The organism is Parafilimonas terrae (genome assembly GCF_900115755.1).
Taxonomy (GTDB): Bacteria; Bacteroidota; Bacteroidia; order Chitinophagales; family Chitinophagaceae; genus Parafilimonas; species Parafilimonas terrae.
Map to the genome: position 1 here is coordinate 22480 of NZ_FOXQ01000008.1, position 17618 is coordinate 40097.

The window sequence follows — 17618 nt, forward strand, 5'->3', positions numbered from 1 at the left end:
CAAATTTTTGATTGTAATTTTGAGGCTGATGAAAACGATACGGCAAATTTCCTGCAATGTTCTTGTTGTTATTTTACTTGCTTCCTGTATGGGCAATAATTATTTGCCTGCGGCAACAGCGCTGGAAGGCGGGCGTGAATTTATTGATGCATGTTTAAAAGGAGATTTTGATAAAGCTGCTTTTTATATGATCAATGACAGCGTTAATACAGAAGACCTTTTAAAAATAAAACGCGACTATAATTTAAAGCCCTCTGATGAAAAGTATAGCTACAGCGGCGCTTCCATTATCATTAATGCCGATGAAACGATAAATGATTCAACCCATATTATTAATTACAAAAATTCTTATGATAAGGTTGCACGAAAAGTGAAGGTTATTAAAAGGAATGACAGGTGGCTGGTGGATTTTAAATATACATTTGACGGTAATCTTTAAGAAGCATTAAAGAATAATCAGCCACAGATACCAGGATGTTTATTTATCTGTGCGTCTGTGGCAAAACAAATCCCGGCCAATTTTTTCTCCTTTTGTGCAACGCTTTTTAATAACTATGAAGCTGACCAATCTTTAGGTCTTCGGGCAGCAGGCTGTAAGCATCTTTTATTATGTTATGATGAACCGTTTTTGGCTGTAATGATTTCTTATTTTCCTGTATAGTTATGTATTTCCTGATCACCAGTATTAATAAAGTAACACAGGCGATCAGCAATAATGTTGATCTCATTTTATTATTTAATTTGAAAAGATGGCGGCTATGCGCCTTTACAAACCGGTAAATTTTTACCGGCGAAGATTACAGGACAGGAACTTCCGGCGGATTTTCCCTTAACCGGCAAATAGTGAATTTCTTTTGAAGAAATGTATTCATAATATATAGAGCAATGCTCTTTTATTTGAAGGCGTAAAGATATACAGCCCCGGAATTGCCGGCATAGAATCTCATACAAACGGTATTTTTTATTTCACGAATGGTAAGGTATGTATTATGGATGCAACAATTGAATGGTGAATTAAATATTGATAACACATGAATTTCACAACTGACCATTCATCCTTCACTCGTTTTATTTCCATTTCACCTGCAATGGCTTTCCAAATTTTTCTGCTTCGTTATGCAGAAATTGTTTGAAAAAACCTTTTGAAACAAATCTTTTATCCGTCAGTTTCCAGCAACTATAAAACCTGAATGTTAGCGGTTCATTGTCTGTAATATTTTGAGCAGCAAGATGTGTTTCCATTACATCAGAATTGGACTTTGGCGCTTCTTTAAAAAAGGCGAATGTTTTTTGCGGAAGTAAAACTGCCATGCCTAATTCATCTTTATTCTCAGATTGTTTGCCATGCGATAATAAGGCAGCCGTGTTTGAAGTATGAAAACTATCAACTGCATTTTCATAAAAATCTGCAATGCCGCTCACCAGATTTGAACCCTCCGGCGCGCCGATTACCGTTACGTTGCTTTCATAAAAATATTGCCCGCCCCAAATGCTAACCTGCTGGTTTATGGTGACAGGTTTACCATTAATCTTCCATTCATAATGCATGTTAAAAGCTGCATACAAAGGGCCATCGGCTATTTGCTGATATGTTTCTTTTGCAATGTTTTTGCCGCCTAACCGTATTAGCGTGTCTTTGCCGTTTTCATCTTTTGTGGCAATGGCCAGCGAACCGGCGCCAAGCGATTTTACAACATGCAGAATATCCATCCCCCATGCTGATAAATTATGATAGCTGTTTGCCGGATTGGCGCCCACTGTATCCATCACCATACCGGGAATGCGCTTGCCATAAATATCAATTGTATTTCTTGTATCAAAGTATAAACGAAAAGCCACTTTATCATTTTCCCAACCCGGACCTTCCGTTAAATAAGGCGGTAATTTTTGTTTACTGAAATCCGTTGGTGGATTTTGATATGGCATGGTTGCGCTGGCTACACTTTCACCAAAACTATCGTCTGCATTTTTATATTTCATGCGCACATGCGCCATTGCAGTTGCTGTGTTTGCAACAGGTTCATTAGTCATAACAAGTTTAAAAACTTTTTTTTCACCTGGTTTGAATGATGATAAAAAAACGAGTTCATCCCAATTGCCATCATAATTTGTATCAACAGTTTGATAAACTATTTTATCATTCCCTGATATGATTTCATAACCGGAATCGCCCGAAGTTTTTCCTGCGTATTTTTCAATATCACTCCTTTTAAGAATAACAAGTTCATTGACCCTTTCAACTTTTGTTTTGTTTACAATGGAAAATGTGTGCTGCTGTGCATTGCTTTTTACACTACCCAAAAAACTTATTATTATAAATAGCAAAATATTATTGATGACTTTCATTATTGCAAGTTTACATGTTAATGATAAGAATGAAAACCACGCAGCGATTTATTTGCGGTAAGAATGGAGAAGTTGAAATAGCTTCATAGTAACAAGGAAATATATTGAAGCTGCTTTATCGTGAGTTTGCATTTTTATTACTGATAGCATTTATAATAACCATACCGCTTGCCTGCATTACTGCTTCAAAATGGTTACCGTAAAAGCAGCGGTGGCAAATCCTGTAAAAAGTTTGAAAATTGAATAAGTAAAAGAATGAATTTAAGCTGGAGAATTATCAAAGGTTATAATACACAGATGCAAATATTCTGGCTGCAATAAAAATTTATCAAACTAAATAGCAGGCATTTGTTTGAATTAAAAAAAATTATTCTCCAAATGCCTTTTTGAAAATTGATCTTAATTCAGGTATGCTTTCAGGTTTCTGAAAATAATGCTTTGCGCCTAATTCAGATGCTTGCTTTTTGTTCTGAAGGCCTGCGTTTGTTGAATACATATAAACAGATATATTTTCGGCCTGCAAAAATTCTTTAATGGATTCGAGGAGTTTTAAACCATTAATGCGTGGAAGGTTAACATCTAAAAACACCCACTTGGGTTTTATTGAGTGAATTAATTTCAAGCCTTCTTCCCCGTCGTATGCGGATATGACCTGGAGACTGGATTTATATTCAAGTAATTGTTCAATAAAAAATTCCTGATCTTCTTCGTCGTCATCAATCAATAATACTTTTTTCATTGTAATGATTTTTATGAAAGTCTGTAGTTATTGATAAGAACTTAGCAGAAACGTATCAAAAATTATCAAACCGGGTTTACTGTATTGCCTATAATCATGCCAAAAGCGGTGATACACTAAAGATAGCTTTTTTTACTTTTTCCCAATATGAAATTGATTGGTTTAAATTTTTAATTTTCAATCTGTTAAGTTTTAAAAATTGATATTCTTAAACTCCGGAACAAACAACACGGCGTCCGCTACAATAGTTTGACTGCCTTTATTGGAAATTTTTACATAGGCCTTTTTTCCTGCAGGTAAGCTATATGAGCCCAGCTCAACCCATTCACCCGATGTTTGCCCCTGCACATTTATATCGCTCTCTTTTATTTCTTTTTTAATGATTGTTTTACCATCATAAACTTCCGCAGTAATTAATGGCGACAGTGAAGCAAACTTTGGCATGTAGGTATATATTTTATAGCTGCCTGCTTTTTTTACAGCCGGCATAAATGTTACCGAAGCCGTTTCACCGGCTGCTCCGTTTGTCACATACATTGACGGGCCGTAAGAACCTCTTGTTTCTTTTTGCCAGTTGCCTTTAACAATGGCCTGCACAGCGTCATCATTATCAACCAATATTTCAGGCGTGCTGTTATCAGCCAGCGGGTTCATAATAAGTTCCTGCTGTAACTTTTTTATATTAATATCCTGAACAGCTTTGTTTGAATCAACGGCCATTACAGCAGCCATTGCAGCAGATTGCGCCAGCACCATAAAAACAGGCTCCATTCTTATAGAGCCATAAGCAATATGTGTTGCAGATAAACAAACCGGCACCAGCAGGTTTTTACATTCTGAAGGTTTGGGTATTAATGAGCGGTAAGAAACAGGGTAGGGGCCAAAGCCTCCAATCTGCACATCGCCTTCGTTTTTTACCATACCGTTTACTACAATGCGTTCACAATTATGCGAATCCATTGTGTAGGCGGCCATGCCAATGCCATCTTCCACAACTTCCTTTCCTTCACAGTTTGCCTGCGTCATAACATAATCTCCTTTCATGCGCCTTACTTCACGCACATACATTTGTGGCGACCAGTTATGGTTATCGGTATATTCATCTTTCGGATAACCCCAGCGCAGCATGCGTTCACGCAAATGCTGCGGCATGCGCAGATCATGGCCTATAAAATATAAAAGCCCTTTGGTATAAGCTTCGTGCTTTGCCTGTATTTCAGAACGCGTTTTATAATCAGCTTCAGGATAATTATAATTCATGCCGATCATATCTGTTGAAAAAGGGCCGTTATTATTGATGTCTGTTTTATTGTTGGGCATCAGGTCAAACTTCAAAAAACCTCCCAGGTCTTTAGCCGGTTTTTTTTCCAGGTAACGCAGCAGCAATTCATAGCGGGAAGGATCATAATCTGCAGGCTTTGTAATGTCTGTTTTATTAGCAGGATCGCTGGTTAAACATATCCTGAAATTATAAGCCTGTATTTTTTTATCACCGCTGCCTTGCGGCTGCAATGGTTCATTGCTGATGCCCCATAACAAGCCGCTTTCTGGTTTGCCAGGAATTTTATAAGGATCAATGCCATCCGGGAACTGGTGCTTGTCCCTTAACTGAACGCCATTGTACGTTTCATTATAAAGGCTGTTGGCTTCCCTGCCTGTAAAATATGATACGCCTGCTTTCGCCATAAGGTCGCCTTCATAAGAGCAATCAATAAATACCTTTGCAGTTATTGTTTGATAAGCATTAGTGCCGGGATTGCTGCTGCTTTCAATTGTAATATTTTTAATAAACCCGTTCTTTTTCTCAACACGCACCACCCTGTGCTGAAGCAGTGGTTGCACCGATGCACGTTTTAAACAATCCATCAATATATTTTCAGCAACATGCGGTTCAAAAATCCATTGTTCAAACTTTCCGTAATGTTCTCCTACGCGGCGGTAAAAATCTCTTGCAAGGCCGGTGATGGCATATTTGTTACCTATGTCGGTAAAGCCTAAACCGCCTGTTGTTAAGCCACCCACATGTTTGCCCGGTTCTATAAGCAAAACTGTTTTGCCTGATTGCTTTGCTGTATAAGCTGCTATTACACCGGCCGCCGTTCCACCATAAACACATATATCGTATGGCTTACTGTTTTGTGCCTTTAATTGTATTAAACTGATGATGCCAACAATAAGCAGTATATATTTCTTCATGCTTTTTCATTATGGGGTTTAAAAGTAATATCATTATGTTTTCAGATTTGCAAAATCATACATTTTGCAAAGCGTTGTAAAGATAATAACGGTGTGCCCTTAAATCTGCAGATTAATCTTTACCGGAAAAGCAAGAAGAAACAATGCATTAAAAAGACATCGTTATAACGCATCTATCTTTCGTTGTATAAGCTGTTTGTCTTCCGGGGTTTTAGCGAGTTGCAATGCTTCAGAAAAATGGAAGGCTGCCTTTTGCACATTTTTATTTTTGTATAATTCTCCCAGTAAAGTATGGTATAAATGATTATGGGTGAGCTGCAGTTTTTCGGCTTCTGCAATGGCTTCATCAATGCTGTTAGCTTTTGATAAAGCATACGTTCGGTTTAATGCAATAACCGGTGAGTATTCCAGCATCAGCAATTGATTATATAACTGCAAAATGTTTTCCCATTTTTCTTTCGTGTCTTCTTTGTATGTGTGCCAATAGGCAATGCCTGCTTCAAGATGATACTTGGATAACTGCTTTCCACGCGATGACTGCTGTAAAAAATATTCGCCCTGCTGAATTAGTTTTTTATCCCAGAGCGTTTCATCCTGCTCATCATATAAAACAGCTTCTCCTTTTTCATTCATCCTTGCATCAAACCGCGAAGCATGAAAACTCATTAATGCGAATAAGGCATTCACCTGCGGGAGGTTTGTTTGCTCATTTTCTATTAATGAAAATGTCAGGCGCATGGCTTCATAGCAAAGTTCCCTGCGTAATATATTTTCATTTTGCGAAGTATAATAACCTTCATTGTATAAAAGATATAAAGTTCTCAATACAACATCCAGGCGGTTATTAATTTCATCGGGCAACGGCAACTCAATAGAAATTTTTTCCCTGCGCAATTTGTCTTTAGCCCTTACAAGTCTTTTATTGATGGTTGCCTTGTTCGTTAAAAATGCAGAAGCGATTTCATCAATGCCAAAACCGCAGAGAACCCTTAATGCCAATGCTATCTGTGCTTCTGTGGCAATGCAGGGATGGCAAACCGCAAACATCATTTTTAACTGGCTGTCACGAATGTTTTCAGTGCTCAGGTCTATTATTGTTTCTTCGGTTTGAGGGGCGCTGTATTTAATGCCGGGCATTATTTTATCAAGCAAAATCTTATTATGCTTCAGGTAGTTTTTCGCTTTGTTTTTAGCAACGGTAGTTAGCCATGCTGCGGGGTTATCAGGCAGGCCTTTAATGCCCCAGGTTTCTGATGCCTGGAGAAATGTATCGCTGGCGATATCTTCTGCTATCTCAATATGTTCAAGTCCGAATGTTTTACAAAGCACAGCAATTATTTTCCTGTACTCTGTGCGAAACAAATGCGGTATTAATTTATCATCATTCATAAAAGAAAAAGCCTTCGCAAAAGTACGAAGGCTTTTTTCGGGGAATTAAATAGTGCTTACCTCTCTTATTTCTATGCTCCCGCCTATATTAAGTTTAAACAGCGGGTTGTTTTTTGCAATATCAACAGCTTCTTCAATCGTAGCTGATTTTATAATGAGGTAACCGTTTATAGCTTCTTTGGTTTCCACGTAAGGCCCGTCTGTAATAATGTCCTTGCTCCTTAAAACTTTTCCCGAGCCCGGTATTAAACGGTTGCCTTTATCTGCCAATTTATTTTGTGCAGCAATATTTTCAATCCAGCCTTTGGCTGCTGCTGCAACGTTTTGAAGTTCTTCAGCAGAAAGCCGGCCCATTCCTGCATAATCAACACGGAAGATGAAAAGAAAATCTTTCATTGTAATTTAATTTATGATTAAAAACAAACGACAATCTGTGAAATAAACATAGGACAGGTTCAGAAGTTTTTTTTGATAATTACATCACGCTGATTTCTCTTACTTCCACAGTGCCGCCAATAGAAAATACAGGACAGCCTTTTGCCATTTCACAAGCTTCTTCTATAGTATTGGCTTTCACAATGGAATAACCGCCAATGGACTCTTTTATTTCCGCATAAGGGCCATCTGTAACAAGGCTGAGCCCCTTCACCACTTTCCCCCCAACTTCTAAGCGATTGCCCCTGTTCACTAACTTATTTTGTGCGGCAATGCTGCCTATCCAGTCCATCCATCGTTTCGTTTCAATTTGCATCTCTTCCGGTGAACCTTTGGGAATATTGTTAACATCCCTGCGATAAATAAATAAGAATTCTTTCATGGTTTTATTTTTTTAAGTTTTTAAAATGAATTGTAATAACTGCAAAGAAATTAGCCTTCTTTGCAGTTAAAGAAGAAACATAGGTTAAGCAAACTGGCCAACTTTATAACTGCCCACATCTGCCCCGAATGCAATATTAATGCGGTTATAACTGTTGATGGCAATAACACCCATGGTAAGGTCGATCAGTTCTTGTTCAGAAAATTGGGTGCGTGCATTTTCATAAATTTCGTCGGGTACCGAACCACTTCCCAATTGTGTTAATGCTTCTGCCCATGCTAATGCCGCCTTTTCGCGATCACTGTAAAAAGGCGCTTCCCTCCAGGCATCAAGCACATATAAACGTTGTTCCGATTCGCCCATGGCCCGCAGGTCTTTAGAATGCATATCAAGGCAAAAAGCGCATTTATTTATTTGTGATACGCGGAAATGAACCAGGTCGAATAAGGCGTTTTCAATAGAAGATTTTGCAAGGTATTTATTAAGCGGGTAAAGGGCCGTAATTGCTTCGCGGCCTGTTTCATTAATTTTAATTCTCTGTTTCATCATTCAAATATTTAGTAATTAAAAACAAATGACAACTTAATGAAACAGAATAGGACAACCAGGCCGAAATAATTTTTAAAAAAATTCCGGCTACGCAAGTTGCCGGAAGAATTCAGGGTATTTTTTGCAGGGGCATTTATTCCGAAAGGCCTTTGCCTTCGTTAATGAATTTTTCGAGGGTGTTAATATGACCATTCCATCCTTTTTCACAAACATCATAACATTCAACTTCCGGCGTAAGGCCCATATGCGTAAAGTCAATTTTGGTTTTTCCGTTATTTTGGGAAAGCTGAAAAACAACTTCTGTATTATTCCATTCTTTTTTATCCTTAAACCAGGGCAAATAGCAATCAGTAACTTTCCAGGCTAGTTTTTTGCCGGGTGAGAATTCGCTTACAACGAACTCAACAAAAGAAGGCGCTCCAAACGGAACGGTGAATGCATTATCCAATTTTTCAGCACTGCCTGAAAAATCTTTTTTCCACCAGGCGTTTACCTGGCTTATTTTTTTCATAGCTTCTTCTGCAGAAGCGCTTACCGTAATGGTTTTATGAAAATCCTTTTTTGATGTTGTGGTTGTATCCTCAAAATGCCGGTTCCTGATCTTCGCTGCTTCAGCCATTTTTGCAGAAGGTGTGCCCACTGAAATAAAGTGAAACAACCAATCTTTAATAACTATATCCCACCCTTTTTCGCACATTGCATAACATTCTTTCTCGGGAGAAAGCCCCTCGTGTGTAAAATGAAGAACAGTCTTGTTTTCATTACCGCTTATTTCAAAAATCATTTTTGTATTTGTCCATTCTTCCTTATTGTTTTCAATCCAAGTAAGCTGGCTTTCTGTAACAAGCCAAACTATCTTTTTATCAGGAATAACTTCAATTAATTTTTGTTTTGAATAATGCTTGCCGGGATGGTTAATGATAAATTCATCATTCAGCTTTTCGCTGTTACCTTCAAAATCTTTACTCCACCATTTTGTTACATCACTAACTGCATTGAAAACTTGCTTTGCTGATTTGGCAACATTAATGGCTGCACTGTAACTTTTATTTTTCATATTGTTTTGTCTTTAATTGTTATACAAAAAAAGATAAAACCATTAAGGCAATATTGTAAAAATCGGAAGTGCTATTCCCTGTAATAACTTTTACCGAAATCGTTTGTTTGCTTTTCAAACTTTGTAGGAGCCAGGCCGGTAAAGCGTTTAAAGTCTTTTATAAAATGAGACTGGTCGTAATACGCGTTATAAAAGTCGTTCCTGGAAAACGGTTTTTCCTTGCTGTTTATATATACTTGGTAGTATTGTTTGAAGCGAATTATGGAACAAAGGTTTTTTGGGCTTATACCTAATTTTTCATTGAATTTTAAATTCAGCCAGCGGCTGCTGTAACCTGTTTTTCTTTCTAATTCTTTAACGGTTATACTTCCTTTTGAGGCAGCTATTTTTTCAATGCAATATTCAAAAATAAGATCATCATTGGATAGCGAAAGTTGTTTAAGAAGAAACTGCTGTAATAAAATTATTTTTTCCTGTATCAATGCAGTATTGCTGATTTGCTCCGTTAACCGGCTTCCTGTATTTCCCAACACATCACCCAGGGAATAGATTTTATTCTGAATATCATTCAGCTTAAAATGAAAAAAACGGTATGCCCCTTTCGGGTTCAATTCAATGCCGATGGTTTCTGTAGTGATATCCTTATCAACGTCTAATATTACCGGCACATCAATCAAGCCTGTTAAAGTAATATCGTGTTCTTTGGATGCAAATATTTTATCGTTTATCGCGGCTACAACTCCGTTTTGATAAGAAAGGGTGAGTTTGATATTCCCGTTTGGCACCACCAGTTTCATATCATCAGCAGGCATTTTTCCGCTGCTTTTAAAGAACCACATCTTTTCTATATAGCTCTTGAGCAGAAAATGAGGTTCAATGTGATGAAACTGAATTTGCATTGCTTATCCTGCTATGATATTATGGTAACGTTCAGGCCGGGTGGTTTTGTACAGCGATCACTCATCATACAAAAGCCTTTTCAAAACTATAAAATTTCTGTAAATGGGAATTATTACTGCGTTATGCCAGCAGCAGGTTTATGGCCTTTTTACTAATGCAGTTAATTTTTTGCCGCCTGTTATGACTGCAACCGCAATAAGGCCGGCAAGCAAACCAAACAATATCTCTTTAATTATGGGTGGAATTCCCGGGAAAAGATGATGGAAGTAATCAACATAATGTATAAAAATGCCGCCTGAAACCAGTATTAAAGCGATGGTACCAACAACACCAAGTATCTTAATAATAACCGGTAATGCCTTCACCAGTAGTATTCCCAGTTTTGACAAAAAGCCCTTATTGTTTGTATGTTTTATAAGCTTATAACCTGCATCATCCATTCTTACAATGAGCGCAACAATTCCATACACGCCAATTGTGGCCAATGTTGCAACAACAATAACCGTAATGATCTGAATGGCCATGCTTTTATCTAAAACCGTTCCCAGTGCTATGATCACAATTTCTATAGAAAGAATAAAATCAGTTGATATGGCCGCTTTTATTTTTGCTTTTTCTGCATTGTTGTTATTTTCTTCTTTTTCTGCAATTACTTCCTGGCCTTTTTTAGCGCGGTGAAAAAGAAAATCGATGATTTTTTCAACCCCTTCATAAGCGAGGTAAAAGCCGCCCAAAACCAATATTATTTTTATGGCGATGGGAAGAAACATATTCAATAATAAAGCTATTGGTATTATAATAGCTTTATTAAGCAGCGAGCCTTTTGTAATAGCCCATAACACCGGTAACTCCCTTGAAGACAGGAAGCCGGTGGCCTTTTCTGCATTCACAGCCAGGTCGTCGCCTAATATTCCTGCTGTTTTACCGGTAGCTACTTTGCTTGCCACCGCTACGTCGTCCATTAAAGCGCCTATATCGTCTAAAATTGCAAAAAAGCCTGATGCCATACTTGGTTTATTGGTAAGGGCGTAAAAATATCAATTTAAGAATTGTATTATGCTTGTTTTTAAATGTTTAAACAAGCATGTGCCTCACCGGGTTTATAAGCCTTTTATTTATGACAACGTCAACAGCAAACTTTTTTTGCAAATTTTTGTTGCTTCCCTGCATCAGAATTCTCTATTGCTTCATGCGAAACAGGCGTAAAGAAATTAACCAGGTTGCCATCCGGGTCCCGAAATAAAAGCGACCTGTTTCCCCAGGGCATTGTTGTGGGCTTTTGCACAATATAAGGCTGAAGAAAACCTGCGAGCCTTTCGTAGTCTTTATCTGCATCTGCAACCCTGAATTCGATGATAGCTGTATGGTTTTGCGCTGCTTTTGCAACTTCATCACCTCCAAAAAATTGAAGGGTATTGGTGCTGCCAATGGCTAAAGTGGCTGATTGTGTTTTTAGTTCGGCAAAATCTTCAGTGTATTGTATAGGTGTAACGCCGGTTACGTGTTCATAAAATTTCACCAGGCTTTTAATATCAGCCGTAATTATTCTAACAGAAGCGAGGTTCATATCTTAATTTTTAATTTAAAAATTTAATTCATCATTTAAATGTTTGCACGATGTAAAGGTCAATTCTCTTTGTGACAACAGTATGTCAGCAGGATTGAATTTTTATCAAAATTTATGAAAACTAAGGGATGCTGCTACGTAGGTCAATTGCCTGGCAGCCTTTCTTAATTTTTGAATTAGCGGCTCCTGTATTATGCATATTTATGATTGTATTTTATATTGCAGTACAGGAGGAATTACATATATATCTGATGTGGTTTTTGCATCAATAATAAATATGATTAACACTAAAAAGCAAAAACATGAAGACCTCTGCAACACATGTTTTAGCTGTCACCACACTGTTATCCATAATTTTTATCTTACAATATGTTTTATCATAAGCATACGCCTTGTGCGGCATTGCAGCCGTTCATAGCATGTTATTTTATTTGGGATAGCGAAGGGCCTATGGATTCAATGATGATGGTTGAATCTCCTCCAAGTGGTTTTGGTTCTATTGTATTTAATTATGGAGATGCTTATCATTTGCAAAATAAAAAATATGATAAGCTGCCCGTGCCACTCCAGTTTGCATCGGGGCAAAGCATTTACAGCTATAATTTGTTTTTACAGGGAACGATAGGCATTGCGGGTATTGTTTTTAAACCTGCGGCGCTGGCAACAATTTTTAACTGGCCAATGTTTGAATTTGTGGAAGAACGCATTGACCTGTATAAATTATTTTCAAAAGAAATTATAGATAAATATATAGCTGCCATTAAAGCGGCCAATAGCGAGCAGGAAAAAGTAGCGGTGCTTGAAGCGTTTATGCTGCAACAATTACGTACGCTGAAACCCGAACCTGATTATATTGACGAAGCAGCCAATTTTATTGTGGCGCAAAATGGTATGTTGCAGGTAAATGACCTACTGGAAAAAAGCTATATGAGCCGCAGGACCTTTGAAAGAAAATTTTTTCAGAAAGTAGGCTTAAGCCCTAAATATTATGCCCGCATTCGCCGTATTGGTTACTTGTGCAACCTTATTGCAGGTAAAAAGAAAGTTGACTGGCCGAAGATTTTTTATGAATGTGATTTTTATGACCAGGCACATTTTATAAAAGATTTTGAAGAATTTACCGGCCGCACACCGCAACAATATTTAAAGGAAAATACAGAACTCGCTAACTATGTAGAAAAACCGGCAGGCAATAATTGATTATTTATTAATTGAAGTTTAGCACGTTCGCTGTCGCATTTTTACAACGGATTGACGCATACTTACAATACTGCCCCGTGCAGGTAAAATAACTTTGTTCAACAAACAAATTATCCAAAAACAAAAAAATGCATTATGGAAACCACCGTCGCAATGCAGCATGAGCTCAGTTTAAAAAATGCCTGCGTTGAATTTATGTTTGTCTATCAGCAAAAAAATATTGATAAAATGTTGTCGCTTTGTAATGCCGGTGGCATAGTTGAATTTGTGCCATTGGGTGATGCCGGAACCGGTAAAATTGGTGAGTTGGGTAAAAACATCTGGATAACATTGACAGATTGTTTCCCCGATATTGATAACACTTTAGATGCGGCCGTTGCTGAAGATGAAAACACCATACGCTGCCAGGTTGTAATTCGTGGTACGCAGGCAAAAGACTTTGCAGGCATTGAAAGCAAAGGAAAAACTTTTGACAGCGATCACATTTTTGTTTTCCGTTTTAGCGATGATAATATTATTGAGCGCATAACGGTTACCTGGGATCATGCAGACTTTATGAAGCAATTAGGCGCCTGATTGTTTCGTAACTAACCTCACTTTACTGAATGTGCCTGCAGGCACGGGCTTGCTGTGCCCCGTAATATGCATACCGCAGTAAGTCTTCTTATATATCAGCCTATTCATTACAAACAAAAATAAAAATCTATGAAAAGGTTTAATGCTATTGTATTGACCATTATTTGCTTTCAAACCACATTTGCACAAAACGCTAATCAAAGCCTCTCAAATTTAAATGCTACCACTGCCGTAAATGCAACGCTGCTTCCGGCAAATGATAATAATCTCAATATAGGTTCAGCTTCCAAATCATGGAAAGACATGTTTCTTGACGGTTCTATTTACATAGGTGGTTCAAGATTTATTACTTGTAGCACCGGAACAGGTTTATCGAATACGGCCGTGGGAGCTGATGCGTTGATTGCCGGCACTTCTGGCAACAATAATACCGCGACAGGGTTTAATACATTGCGCAATAATGTAACAGGGCAATCAAACACAGCCAATGGCGCTTATGCTTTATATGCCAACAGGTCTGGCTCTTTTAATACAGCTATAGGAGACGGAAGCCTGTACAATAATGCAAACGGCTCGTCAAATACCGCTACAGGTTACAAAAGCCTTTACAGTAACAGAACAGGGCATGGCAATACAGCCAATGGATACCAGGCGCTTTATTATAATACAAACGGAAACTATAATATGGCAATTGGTGAGTCTTCATTATTTAGAAATACAAGCGGCAGCAGCAATACGGCAAGCGGTTATTATACACTTGCGCAAAACACAACAGGCTTTGGCAATACAGCAACAGGCGCAGCTGCGCTTTCTGAAAACACAACAGGTTCAGGGAATACGGCAACAGGCAGGCTTGCGCTTACGCATAATATTACCGGCCGCTCAAATACGGCAACAGGCATAGGATCGCTTATGGCTAATACCTCCGGTTATGAGAATACAGCCAACGGTATAAGTGCCATAAATTTTAATACAATTGGATATGCAAACACTGCCGCCGGGGCAAGAGCGCTTTTTTATAATCAATCAGGTTATCAAAATACAGCAGGCGGCGCAAATGCGTTATACTACAATACCAGCGGTTATGGTAATGTAGCATACGGTTATAATGCGCTATATAATAATACAACGGGTAAAAGAAATACAGCCATTGGTTTTTTTGCTAACGTAAGCTCAGGCGGGTTAACCAATGCCATAGCTATTGGATATATGACACAGGTTGATGCATCAAACAAAGTGCGTATAGGTAATACAAATATTGTTTCCATAGGCGGACAGGTTTCATGGACAACTTTTTCTGATGGCCGTTATAAAACGAATAAAAAAGATGATGTAAAGGGGCTGGCTTTTATTAATCTGCTTAAACCTATAACATATACAGTTGATATAAATGCGCTGAATGCATACTATGAACGAAACGCAAAAAATGATAGTGCTTATAACAGTCTTAAACGGGAAATGCAAGCTCAAGCTGCCCGTGCAGCAAAGATTGTTTATAACGGCTTTGAAGCACAGGAAGTAGAAGCTGCAGCCAGGCAACTTAACTACAATTTTAGTGGCGTTGACAAACCTCAAACTGATGATGGTTTATATGGATTGCGATATAGTGATTTTGTAGTGCCACTGGTAAAAGCTGTGCAGGAATTAAGCAAGGACAATGAGGCAAAAGATGAAAAAATAAATAACCTGCAAAAACAAATAGATGAGTTAAGGGTAATGGTTGGTTCGAAACAGTTAACGGCCAATAATCAGCATGCCACTATTATTGCTGATGCAAGATTGGAGCAGAATATGCCTAACCCGTTTAATAATACCACAACTGTGGCCTATTCATTACCCGTTAAGTTTTCATCTGCAAAAATTATTGTCACCAATATAAACGGCAAGCAGTTAAAGCAGTTAAATATTTCAGGAACAGGTAAGGGCACCATCCGTATTGATGCATCTGCGCTTGCTTCCGGCGCTTATTATTATTCTCTGTATGTAGACGGAAGGTTGGTTGGTTCCAGGCAAATGATACGAAATTAAAGGTGCCGGTGATATTACCATTTGAGGGGCTTGTTAGCAAGAGTTATGCGTGCGTATTTAATGTTCTTTTACAGAAACGCTGTTAAAAAAATTGAGTGAAAAGGCCTGATGATTTTCAAAAAAACTTATAGTGAAGCTAAAGACCTGGTTATATTTTCTATTGAAGTTTTAATTTCAGAATAAGGCTGAACCCGCCTGTTATAACCGAAAAGTTGTATGCCATTTCCAACAGCTTTTTTTCCTTCTTCATTATCAAATAGCGACATGTTTTCAAAAAGCGTTCCGCCGCAATTCACTTTATCAATAACCTGCGAAATATTGTTTGCGTAATTGCCATTATTTGGATTAAAATCTGCCGGTTCATTTTCTATCACCTCCACTTTATAGAACATTTTCGTACTTACCTTTTCAGGATTCCCGCGGATGCATAAGAATGTAATGTCTTTGGTTTTATTGTTTGTTAACCTGAATAAATACAACGGATGTTCATGAAGATATTTATCAAGTAAATCCGATTTTTCTTTGTCCGGCCTTGATTGGAAATTGTTGTCATGTTTAAACAGGCTATCTAACGGATCATAAAAGAATACTGCAACGTTTTGTTTATTTATTTTGAAGTTATCAACGTTTTTACCGCCTTGTGCATGAATAGAATTTGCTGCGAATAGTAACGTTGCAAAAAAGATCGATATTTTCATTTGAAAAATGAGCAGTTTAATTTATTCCAATATCAGCTATCAGTTTTTACGGGCGCATTATCCGGGTTGTTTTTAATATCGTCTCCTTTGAGATAGCTTGGAAGGCTAAGCCCTGCCATATTAAACAGGTCGTTAAGCGGTGGAACGGTTTTCATCATTCCTGAAACAAAGTTGGCCGTTGTACCATTGCCGTTCTCAGTATTGCCGCCATCCCAAACAGTTATTTTATCAATCTTGATATTTTTAACAGCTTCCACCTGCGTCTTCACAAGTTCGGGAAGTTTCTCCAGCAATAATAGCTGGAATGCATTGGTAGAATTACCACCGGCAGCTTTCACCACCTTGTCGTAACCTTCAGCCTGCTTGGTAAGTATTTCATATAAGCCTTTGGCCTCCGCTTCCATTTTTGCAAAGATGGCATCGGCCTCACCTTTTGCTTTCAGGCGAATGTTTTCCGCTTCTGCTTCGGCATCTATAATTGCTTTTTGTTTAGCAATCTGTGCCGGTATGATTACATTGGCATTTTGTGTAGAGCGTTCTCTTTCAGCGCGGGCAGCTTCTGCTTTTTGCTCTGCCAGGTATGATTCTTCCAATGCTTTTGCAGCCTGCACTTTTTCGGCCGTAACAGCCACTTTTAATGCTTCCGCTTCTTTCTCGCGGCGCAGGGCGTCGGAATTAGCAATGGTTATCTTAGCATCATTCTCACCTTTCACAGCAAGGGAGTTGGCCTGGGATGTTGCAATCCTTGAATCTCTCTGCGCCTCTGCTTTTCCAATGGCTTCATCTTTACCGGCAGAGGCAATGCTTACTTCCCTGTCTTTTTGCGTTATGGCAATTTTTACATCCCTGTCGCGGTTGGTTTCAGCAATCTGCGTGTCTTTCTCCCTGTCGGCACTGGCTTTCTCGGTTTCACCTATTTTTTCCTGCTCAGCCACACTTATTTTGGCTTCATTAATGGCTTTTGCAGCGGCTTCTTTACCAAGCGCTTCAATGTATCCTGATTCATCTTTAATATCAGTAACGTTTACATTGATGAGCTTAAGGCCGATCTTTTTTAATTCTGTGTCAACATTTTTAGAAATATTATCAAGGAATTTATCACGGTCAGAATTAATTTCTTCTATGGTCATGGTGGCAATAACCAGGCGAAGCTGGCCAAAGAGTATATCTTTTGAAAGCTCTTGTATCTGATCGGGGCTAAGGCCCAATAATCTTTCAGCAGCGTTGCCCATGGTATCATGTTCGGTTGAAATGGCAATGGTAAAACGGCAGGGCACATCTACCCTAATGTTTTGCCTGGAAAGGGCATTGGTTAAATTGGCTTCTATTGATATAGGTTTTAAATCCAGGTAAGCAAAATCCTGGATCACCGGCCAGATAAATGCGCCGCCGCCATGAATACATTTGGCAGAAGCACCGCCTGTTTTTCCATAAATAACCAATATCTTATCGGAAGGGCAACGTTTATACCTTGAAATAAGGGCTGTAAGGGTTACAAACAAAACAATTACAGCTACAATAATTAAAAAGAAAGGGCTGTTCATTAAATTTTCCAT

Annotated in this window: 18 protein-coding genes; 4 read left to right on the forward strand and 14 right to left on the reverse strand. The window is 38.3% G+C overall.

Translation table 11 applies throughout. The annotated features are described in order from the left end of the window. Nucleotides 1-28 precede the first annotated feature (28 nt). Nucleotides 29-439: a hypothetical protein gene (locus BM015_RS13410; protein WP_090659258.1), complete on the forward strand. Its 411-nt coding sequence runs from the start codon at nucleotides 29-31 to the stop codon at nucleotides 437-439. Nucleotides 440-545: 106 nt separating this feature from the next. On the opposite strand, the gene BM015_RS13415 is transcribed toward BM015_RS13410, so the two are convergent. The 12 genes from BM015_RS13415 to BM015_RS13470 all read right to left on the reverse strand — a co-directional run bounded on the left by BM015_RS13415 (nucleotide 546) and on the right by BM015_RS13470 (nucleotide 11560). Next, nucleotides 546-728, reverse strand: a complete 183-nt coding sequence (locus BM015_RS13415) for a hypothetical protein (protein ID WP_090659261.1) — start codon at nucleotides 726-728, stop codon at nucleotides 546-548. Between the two features lie 340 nt (nucleotides 729-1068). Further along, the gene (locus tag BM015_RS13420; RefSeq protein WP_090659263.1) at nucleotides 1069-2346 is read right to left on the reverse strand and encodes a DUF4861 domain-containing protein; all 1278 of its coding nucleotides are present in this window, start codon (nucleotides 2344-2346) and stop codon (nucleotides 1069-1071) included. Between the two features lie 367 nt (nucleotides 2347-2713). Further along, entirely contained in the window at nucleotides 2714-3085 is a 372-nt protein-coding gene (locus BM015_RS13425; protein WP_090659265.1) for a response regulator, read from the reverse strand. A gap of 192 nt (nucleotides 3086-3277) precedes the next feature. Then, the gene (locus tag BM015_RS13430) at nucleotides 3278-5281 is read right to left on the reverse strand and encodes an FAD-dependent oxidoreductase (protein WP_090659267.1); all 2004 of its coding nucleotides are present in this window, start codon (nucleotides 5279-5281) and stop codon (nucleotides 3278-3280) included. 162 nt (nucleotides 5282-5443) lie between these two features. Then, nucleotides 5444-6670 carry an RNA polymerase sigma factor gene (locus BM015_RS13435; protein WP_090659269.1) on the reverse strand — a complete coding sequence of 409 codons (1227 nt, stop codon included), beginning with the start codon at nucleotides 6668-6670 and terminating at the stop codon, nucleotides 5444-5446. Nucleotides 6671-6715: 45 nt separating this feature from the next. Then, on the reverse strand, nucleotides 6716-7066 hold the full coding sequence (locus BM015_RS13440; protein ID WP_090659271.1) for a YciI family protein: 351 nt from the start codon (nucleotides 7064-7066) through the stop codon (nucleotides 6716-6718). A 79-nt stretch (nucleotides 7067-7145) separates the two neighbouring features. After that, entirely contained in the window at nucleotides 7146-7487 is a 342-nt protein-coding gene (locus BM015_RS13445; protein WP_090659273.1) for a YciI family protein, read from the reverse strand. An 84-nt stretch (nucleotides 7488-7571) separates the two neighbouring features. Further along, entirely contained in the window at nucleotides 7572-8036 is a 465-nt protein-coding gene (locus BM015_RS13450) for a carboxymuconolactone decarboxylase family protein (protein WP_245751413.1), read from the reverse strand. 133 nt (nucleotides 8037-8169) lie between these two features. Then, nucleotides 8170-9093 carry an SRPBCC family protein gene (locus BM015_RS13455; protein ID WP_090659279.1) on the reverse strand — a complete coding sequence of 308 codons (924 nt, stop codon included), beginning with the start codon at nucleotides 9091-9093 and terminating at the stop codon, nucleotides 8170-8172. A 71-nt stretch (nucleotides 9094-9164) separates the two neighbouring features. Then, the gene (locus BM015_RS13460; protein ID WP_090659282.1) at nucleotides 9165-9992 is read right to left on the reverse strand and encodes a helix-turn-helix domain-containing protein; all 828 of its coding nucleotides are present in this window, start codon (nucleotides 9990-9992) and stop codon (nucleotides 9165-9167) included. A 138-nt stretch (nucleotides 9993-10130) separates the two neighbouring features. Beyond that, nucleotides 10131-11000, reverse strand: a complete 870-nt coding sequence (locus tag BM015_RS13465; protein WP_090659285.1) for a DUF808 family protein — start codon at nucleotides 10998-11000, stop codon at nucleotides 10131-10133. Between the two features lie 119 nt (nucleotides 11001-11119). Further along, nucleotides 11120-11560: a VOC family protein gene (locus BM015_RS13470; protein WP_090659288.1), complete on the reverse strand. Its 441-nt coding sequence runs from the start codon at nucleotides 11558-11560 to the stop codon at nucleotides 11120-11122. A 369-nt stretch (nucleotides 11561-11929) separates the two neighbouring features. Between BM015_RS13470 and BM015_RS13475 the strand changes: the two genes are divergently transcribed. The 3 genes from BM015_RS13475 to BM015_RS13485 all read left to right on the forward strand — a co-directional run bounded on the left by BM015_RS13475 (nucleotide 11930) and on the right by BM015_RS13485 (nucleotide 15364). Then, nucleotides 11930-12760, forward strand: a complete 831-nt coding sequence (locus BM015_RS13475; protein WP_090659291.1) for a helix-turn-helix domain-containing protein — start codon at nucleotides 11930-11932, stop codon at nucleotides 12758-12760. 135 nt (nucleotides 12761-12895) lie between these two features. Continuing rightward, nucleotides 12896-13336 carry an ester cyclase gene (locus BM015_RS13480; protein ID WP_090659294.1) on the forward strand — a complete coding sequence of 147 codons (441 nt, stop codon included), beginning with the start codon at nucleotides 12896-12898 and terminating at the stop codon, nucleotides 13334-13336. A gap of 129 nt (nucleotides 13337-13465) precedes the next feature. Next, on the forward strand, nucleotides 13466-15364 hold the full coding sequence (locus tag BM015_RS13485) for a T9SS type A sorting domain-containing protein (protein WP_090659297.1): 1899 nt from the start codon (nucleotides 13466-13468) through the stop codon (nucleotides 15362-15364). Nucleotides 15365-15489: 125 nt separating this feature from the next. Here the strand turns inward: BM015_RS13485 and BM015_RS13490 are convergent, their stop codons facing one another. Both BM015_RS13490 and BM015_RS13495 read right to left on the reverse strand, forming a co-directional pair. Then, nucleotides 15490-16062, reverse strand: coding sequence for a hypothetical protein (locus tag BM015_RS13490; RefSeq protein WP_090659300.1), 573 nt, complete (start codon nucleotides 16060-16062; stop codon nucleotides 15490-15492). Between the two features lie 32 nt (nucleotides 16063-16094). Then, a complete protein-coding gene (locus BM015_RS13495; RefSeq protein ID WP_245751414.1) occupies nucleotides 16095-17618 on the reverse strand; it encodes a flotillin family protein in 1524 nt (507 codons plus the stop codon).

Excerpts from the sequence above, each read along its gene's own strand:
- BM015_RS13450 (WP_245751413.1), bottom strand. The coding sequence starts at position 8,036 with ATGATGAAACAGAGAATTAAAATTAATGAAACAGGCCGCGAAGCAATT.
- BM015_RS13485 (WP_090659297.1), top strand. The coding sequence starts at position 13,466 with ATGAAAAGGTTTAATGCTATTGTATTGACCATTATTTGCTTTCAAACC.
- BM015_RS13460 (WP_090659282.1), bottom strand. The coding sequence starts at position 9,992 with ATGCAAATTCAGTTTCATCACATTGAACCTCATTTTCTGCTCAAGAGC.
- BM015_RS13455 (WP_090659279.1), bottom strand. The coding sequence starts at position 9,093 with ATGAAAAATAAAAGTTACAGTGCAGCCATTAATGTTGCCAAATCAGCA.
- BM015_RS13410 (WP_090659258.1), top strand. The coding sequence starts at position 29 with ATGAAAACGATACGGCAAATTTCCTGCAATGTTCTTGTTGTTATTTTA.
- BM015_RS13480 (WP_090659294.1), top strand. The coding sequence starts at position 12,896 with ATGGAAACCACCGTCGCAATGCAGCATGAGCTCAGTTTAAAAAATGCC.
- BM015_RS13495 (WP_245751414.1), bottom strand. The coding sequence starts at position 17,618 with ATGGAAAATTTAATGAACAGCCCTTTCTTTTTAATTATTGTAGCTGTA.
- BM015_RS13490 (WP_090659300.1), bottom strand. The coding sequence starts at position 16,062 with ATGAAAATATCGATCTTTTTTGCAACGTTACTATTCGCAGCAAATTCT.
- BM015_RS13465 (WP_090659285.1), bottom strand. The coding sequence starts at position 11,000 with ATGGCATCAGGCTTTTTTGCAATTTTAGACGATATAGGCGCTTTAATG.
- BM015_RS13415 (WP_090659261.1), bottom strand. The coding sequence starts at position 728 with ATGAGATCAACATTATTGCTGATCGCCTGTGTTACTTTATTAATACTG.
- BM015_RS13435 (WP_090659269.1), bottom strand. The coding sequence starts at position 6,670 with ATGAATGATGATAAATTAATACCGCATTTGTTTCGCACAGAGTACAGG.
- BM015_RS13475 (WP_090659291.1), top strand. The coding sequence starts at position 11,930 with ATGTTTTATCATAAGCATACGCCTTGTGCGGCATTGCAGCCGTTCATA.
- BM015_RS13425 (WP_090659265.1), bottom strand. The coding sequence starts at position 3,085 with ATGAAAAAAGTATTATTGATTGATGACGACGAAGAAGATCAGGAATTT.
- BM015_RS13420 (WP_090659263.1), bottom strand. The coding sequence starts at position 2,346 with ATGAAAGTCATCAATAATATTTTGCTATTTATAATAATAAGTTTTTTG.
- BM015_RS13445 (WP_090659273.1), bottom strand. The coding sequence starts at position 7,487 with ATGAAAGAATTCTTATTTATTTATCGCAGGGATGTTAACAATATTCCC.
- BM015_RS13440 (WP_090659271.1), bottom strand. The coding sequence starts at position 7,066 with ATGAAAGATTTTCTTTTCATCTTCCGTGTTGATTATGCAGGAATGGGC.
- BM015_RS13470 (WP_090659288.1), bottom strand. The coding sequence starts at position 11,560 with ATGAACCTCGCTTCTGTTAGAATAATTACGGCTGATATTAAAAGCCTG.
- BM015_RS13430 (WP_090659267.1), bottom strand. The coding sequence starts at position 5,281 with ATGAAGAAATATATACTGCTTATTGTTGGCATCATCAGTTTAATACAA.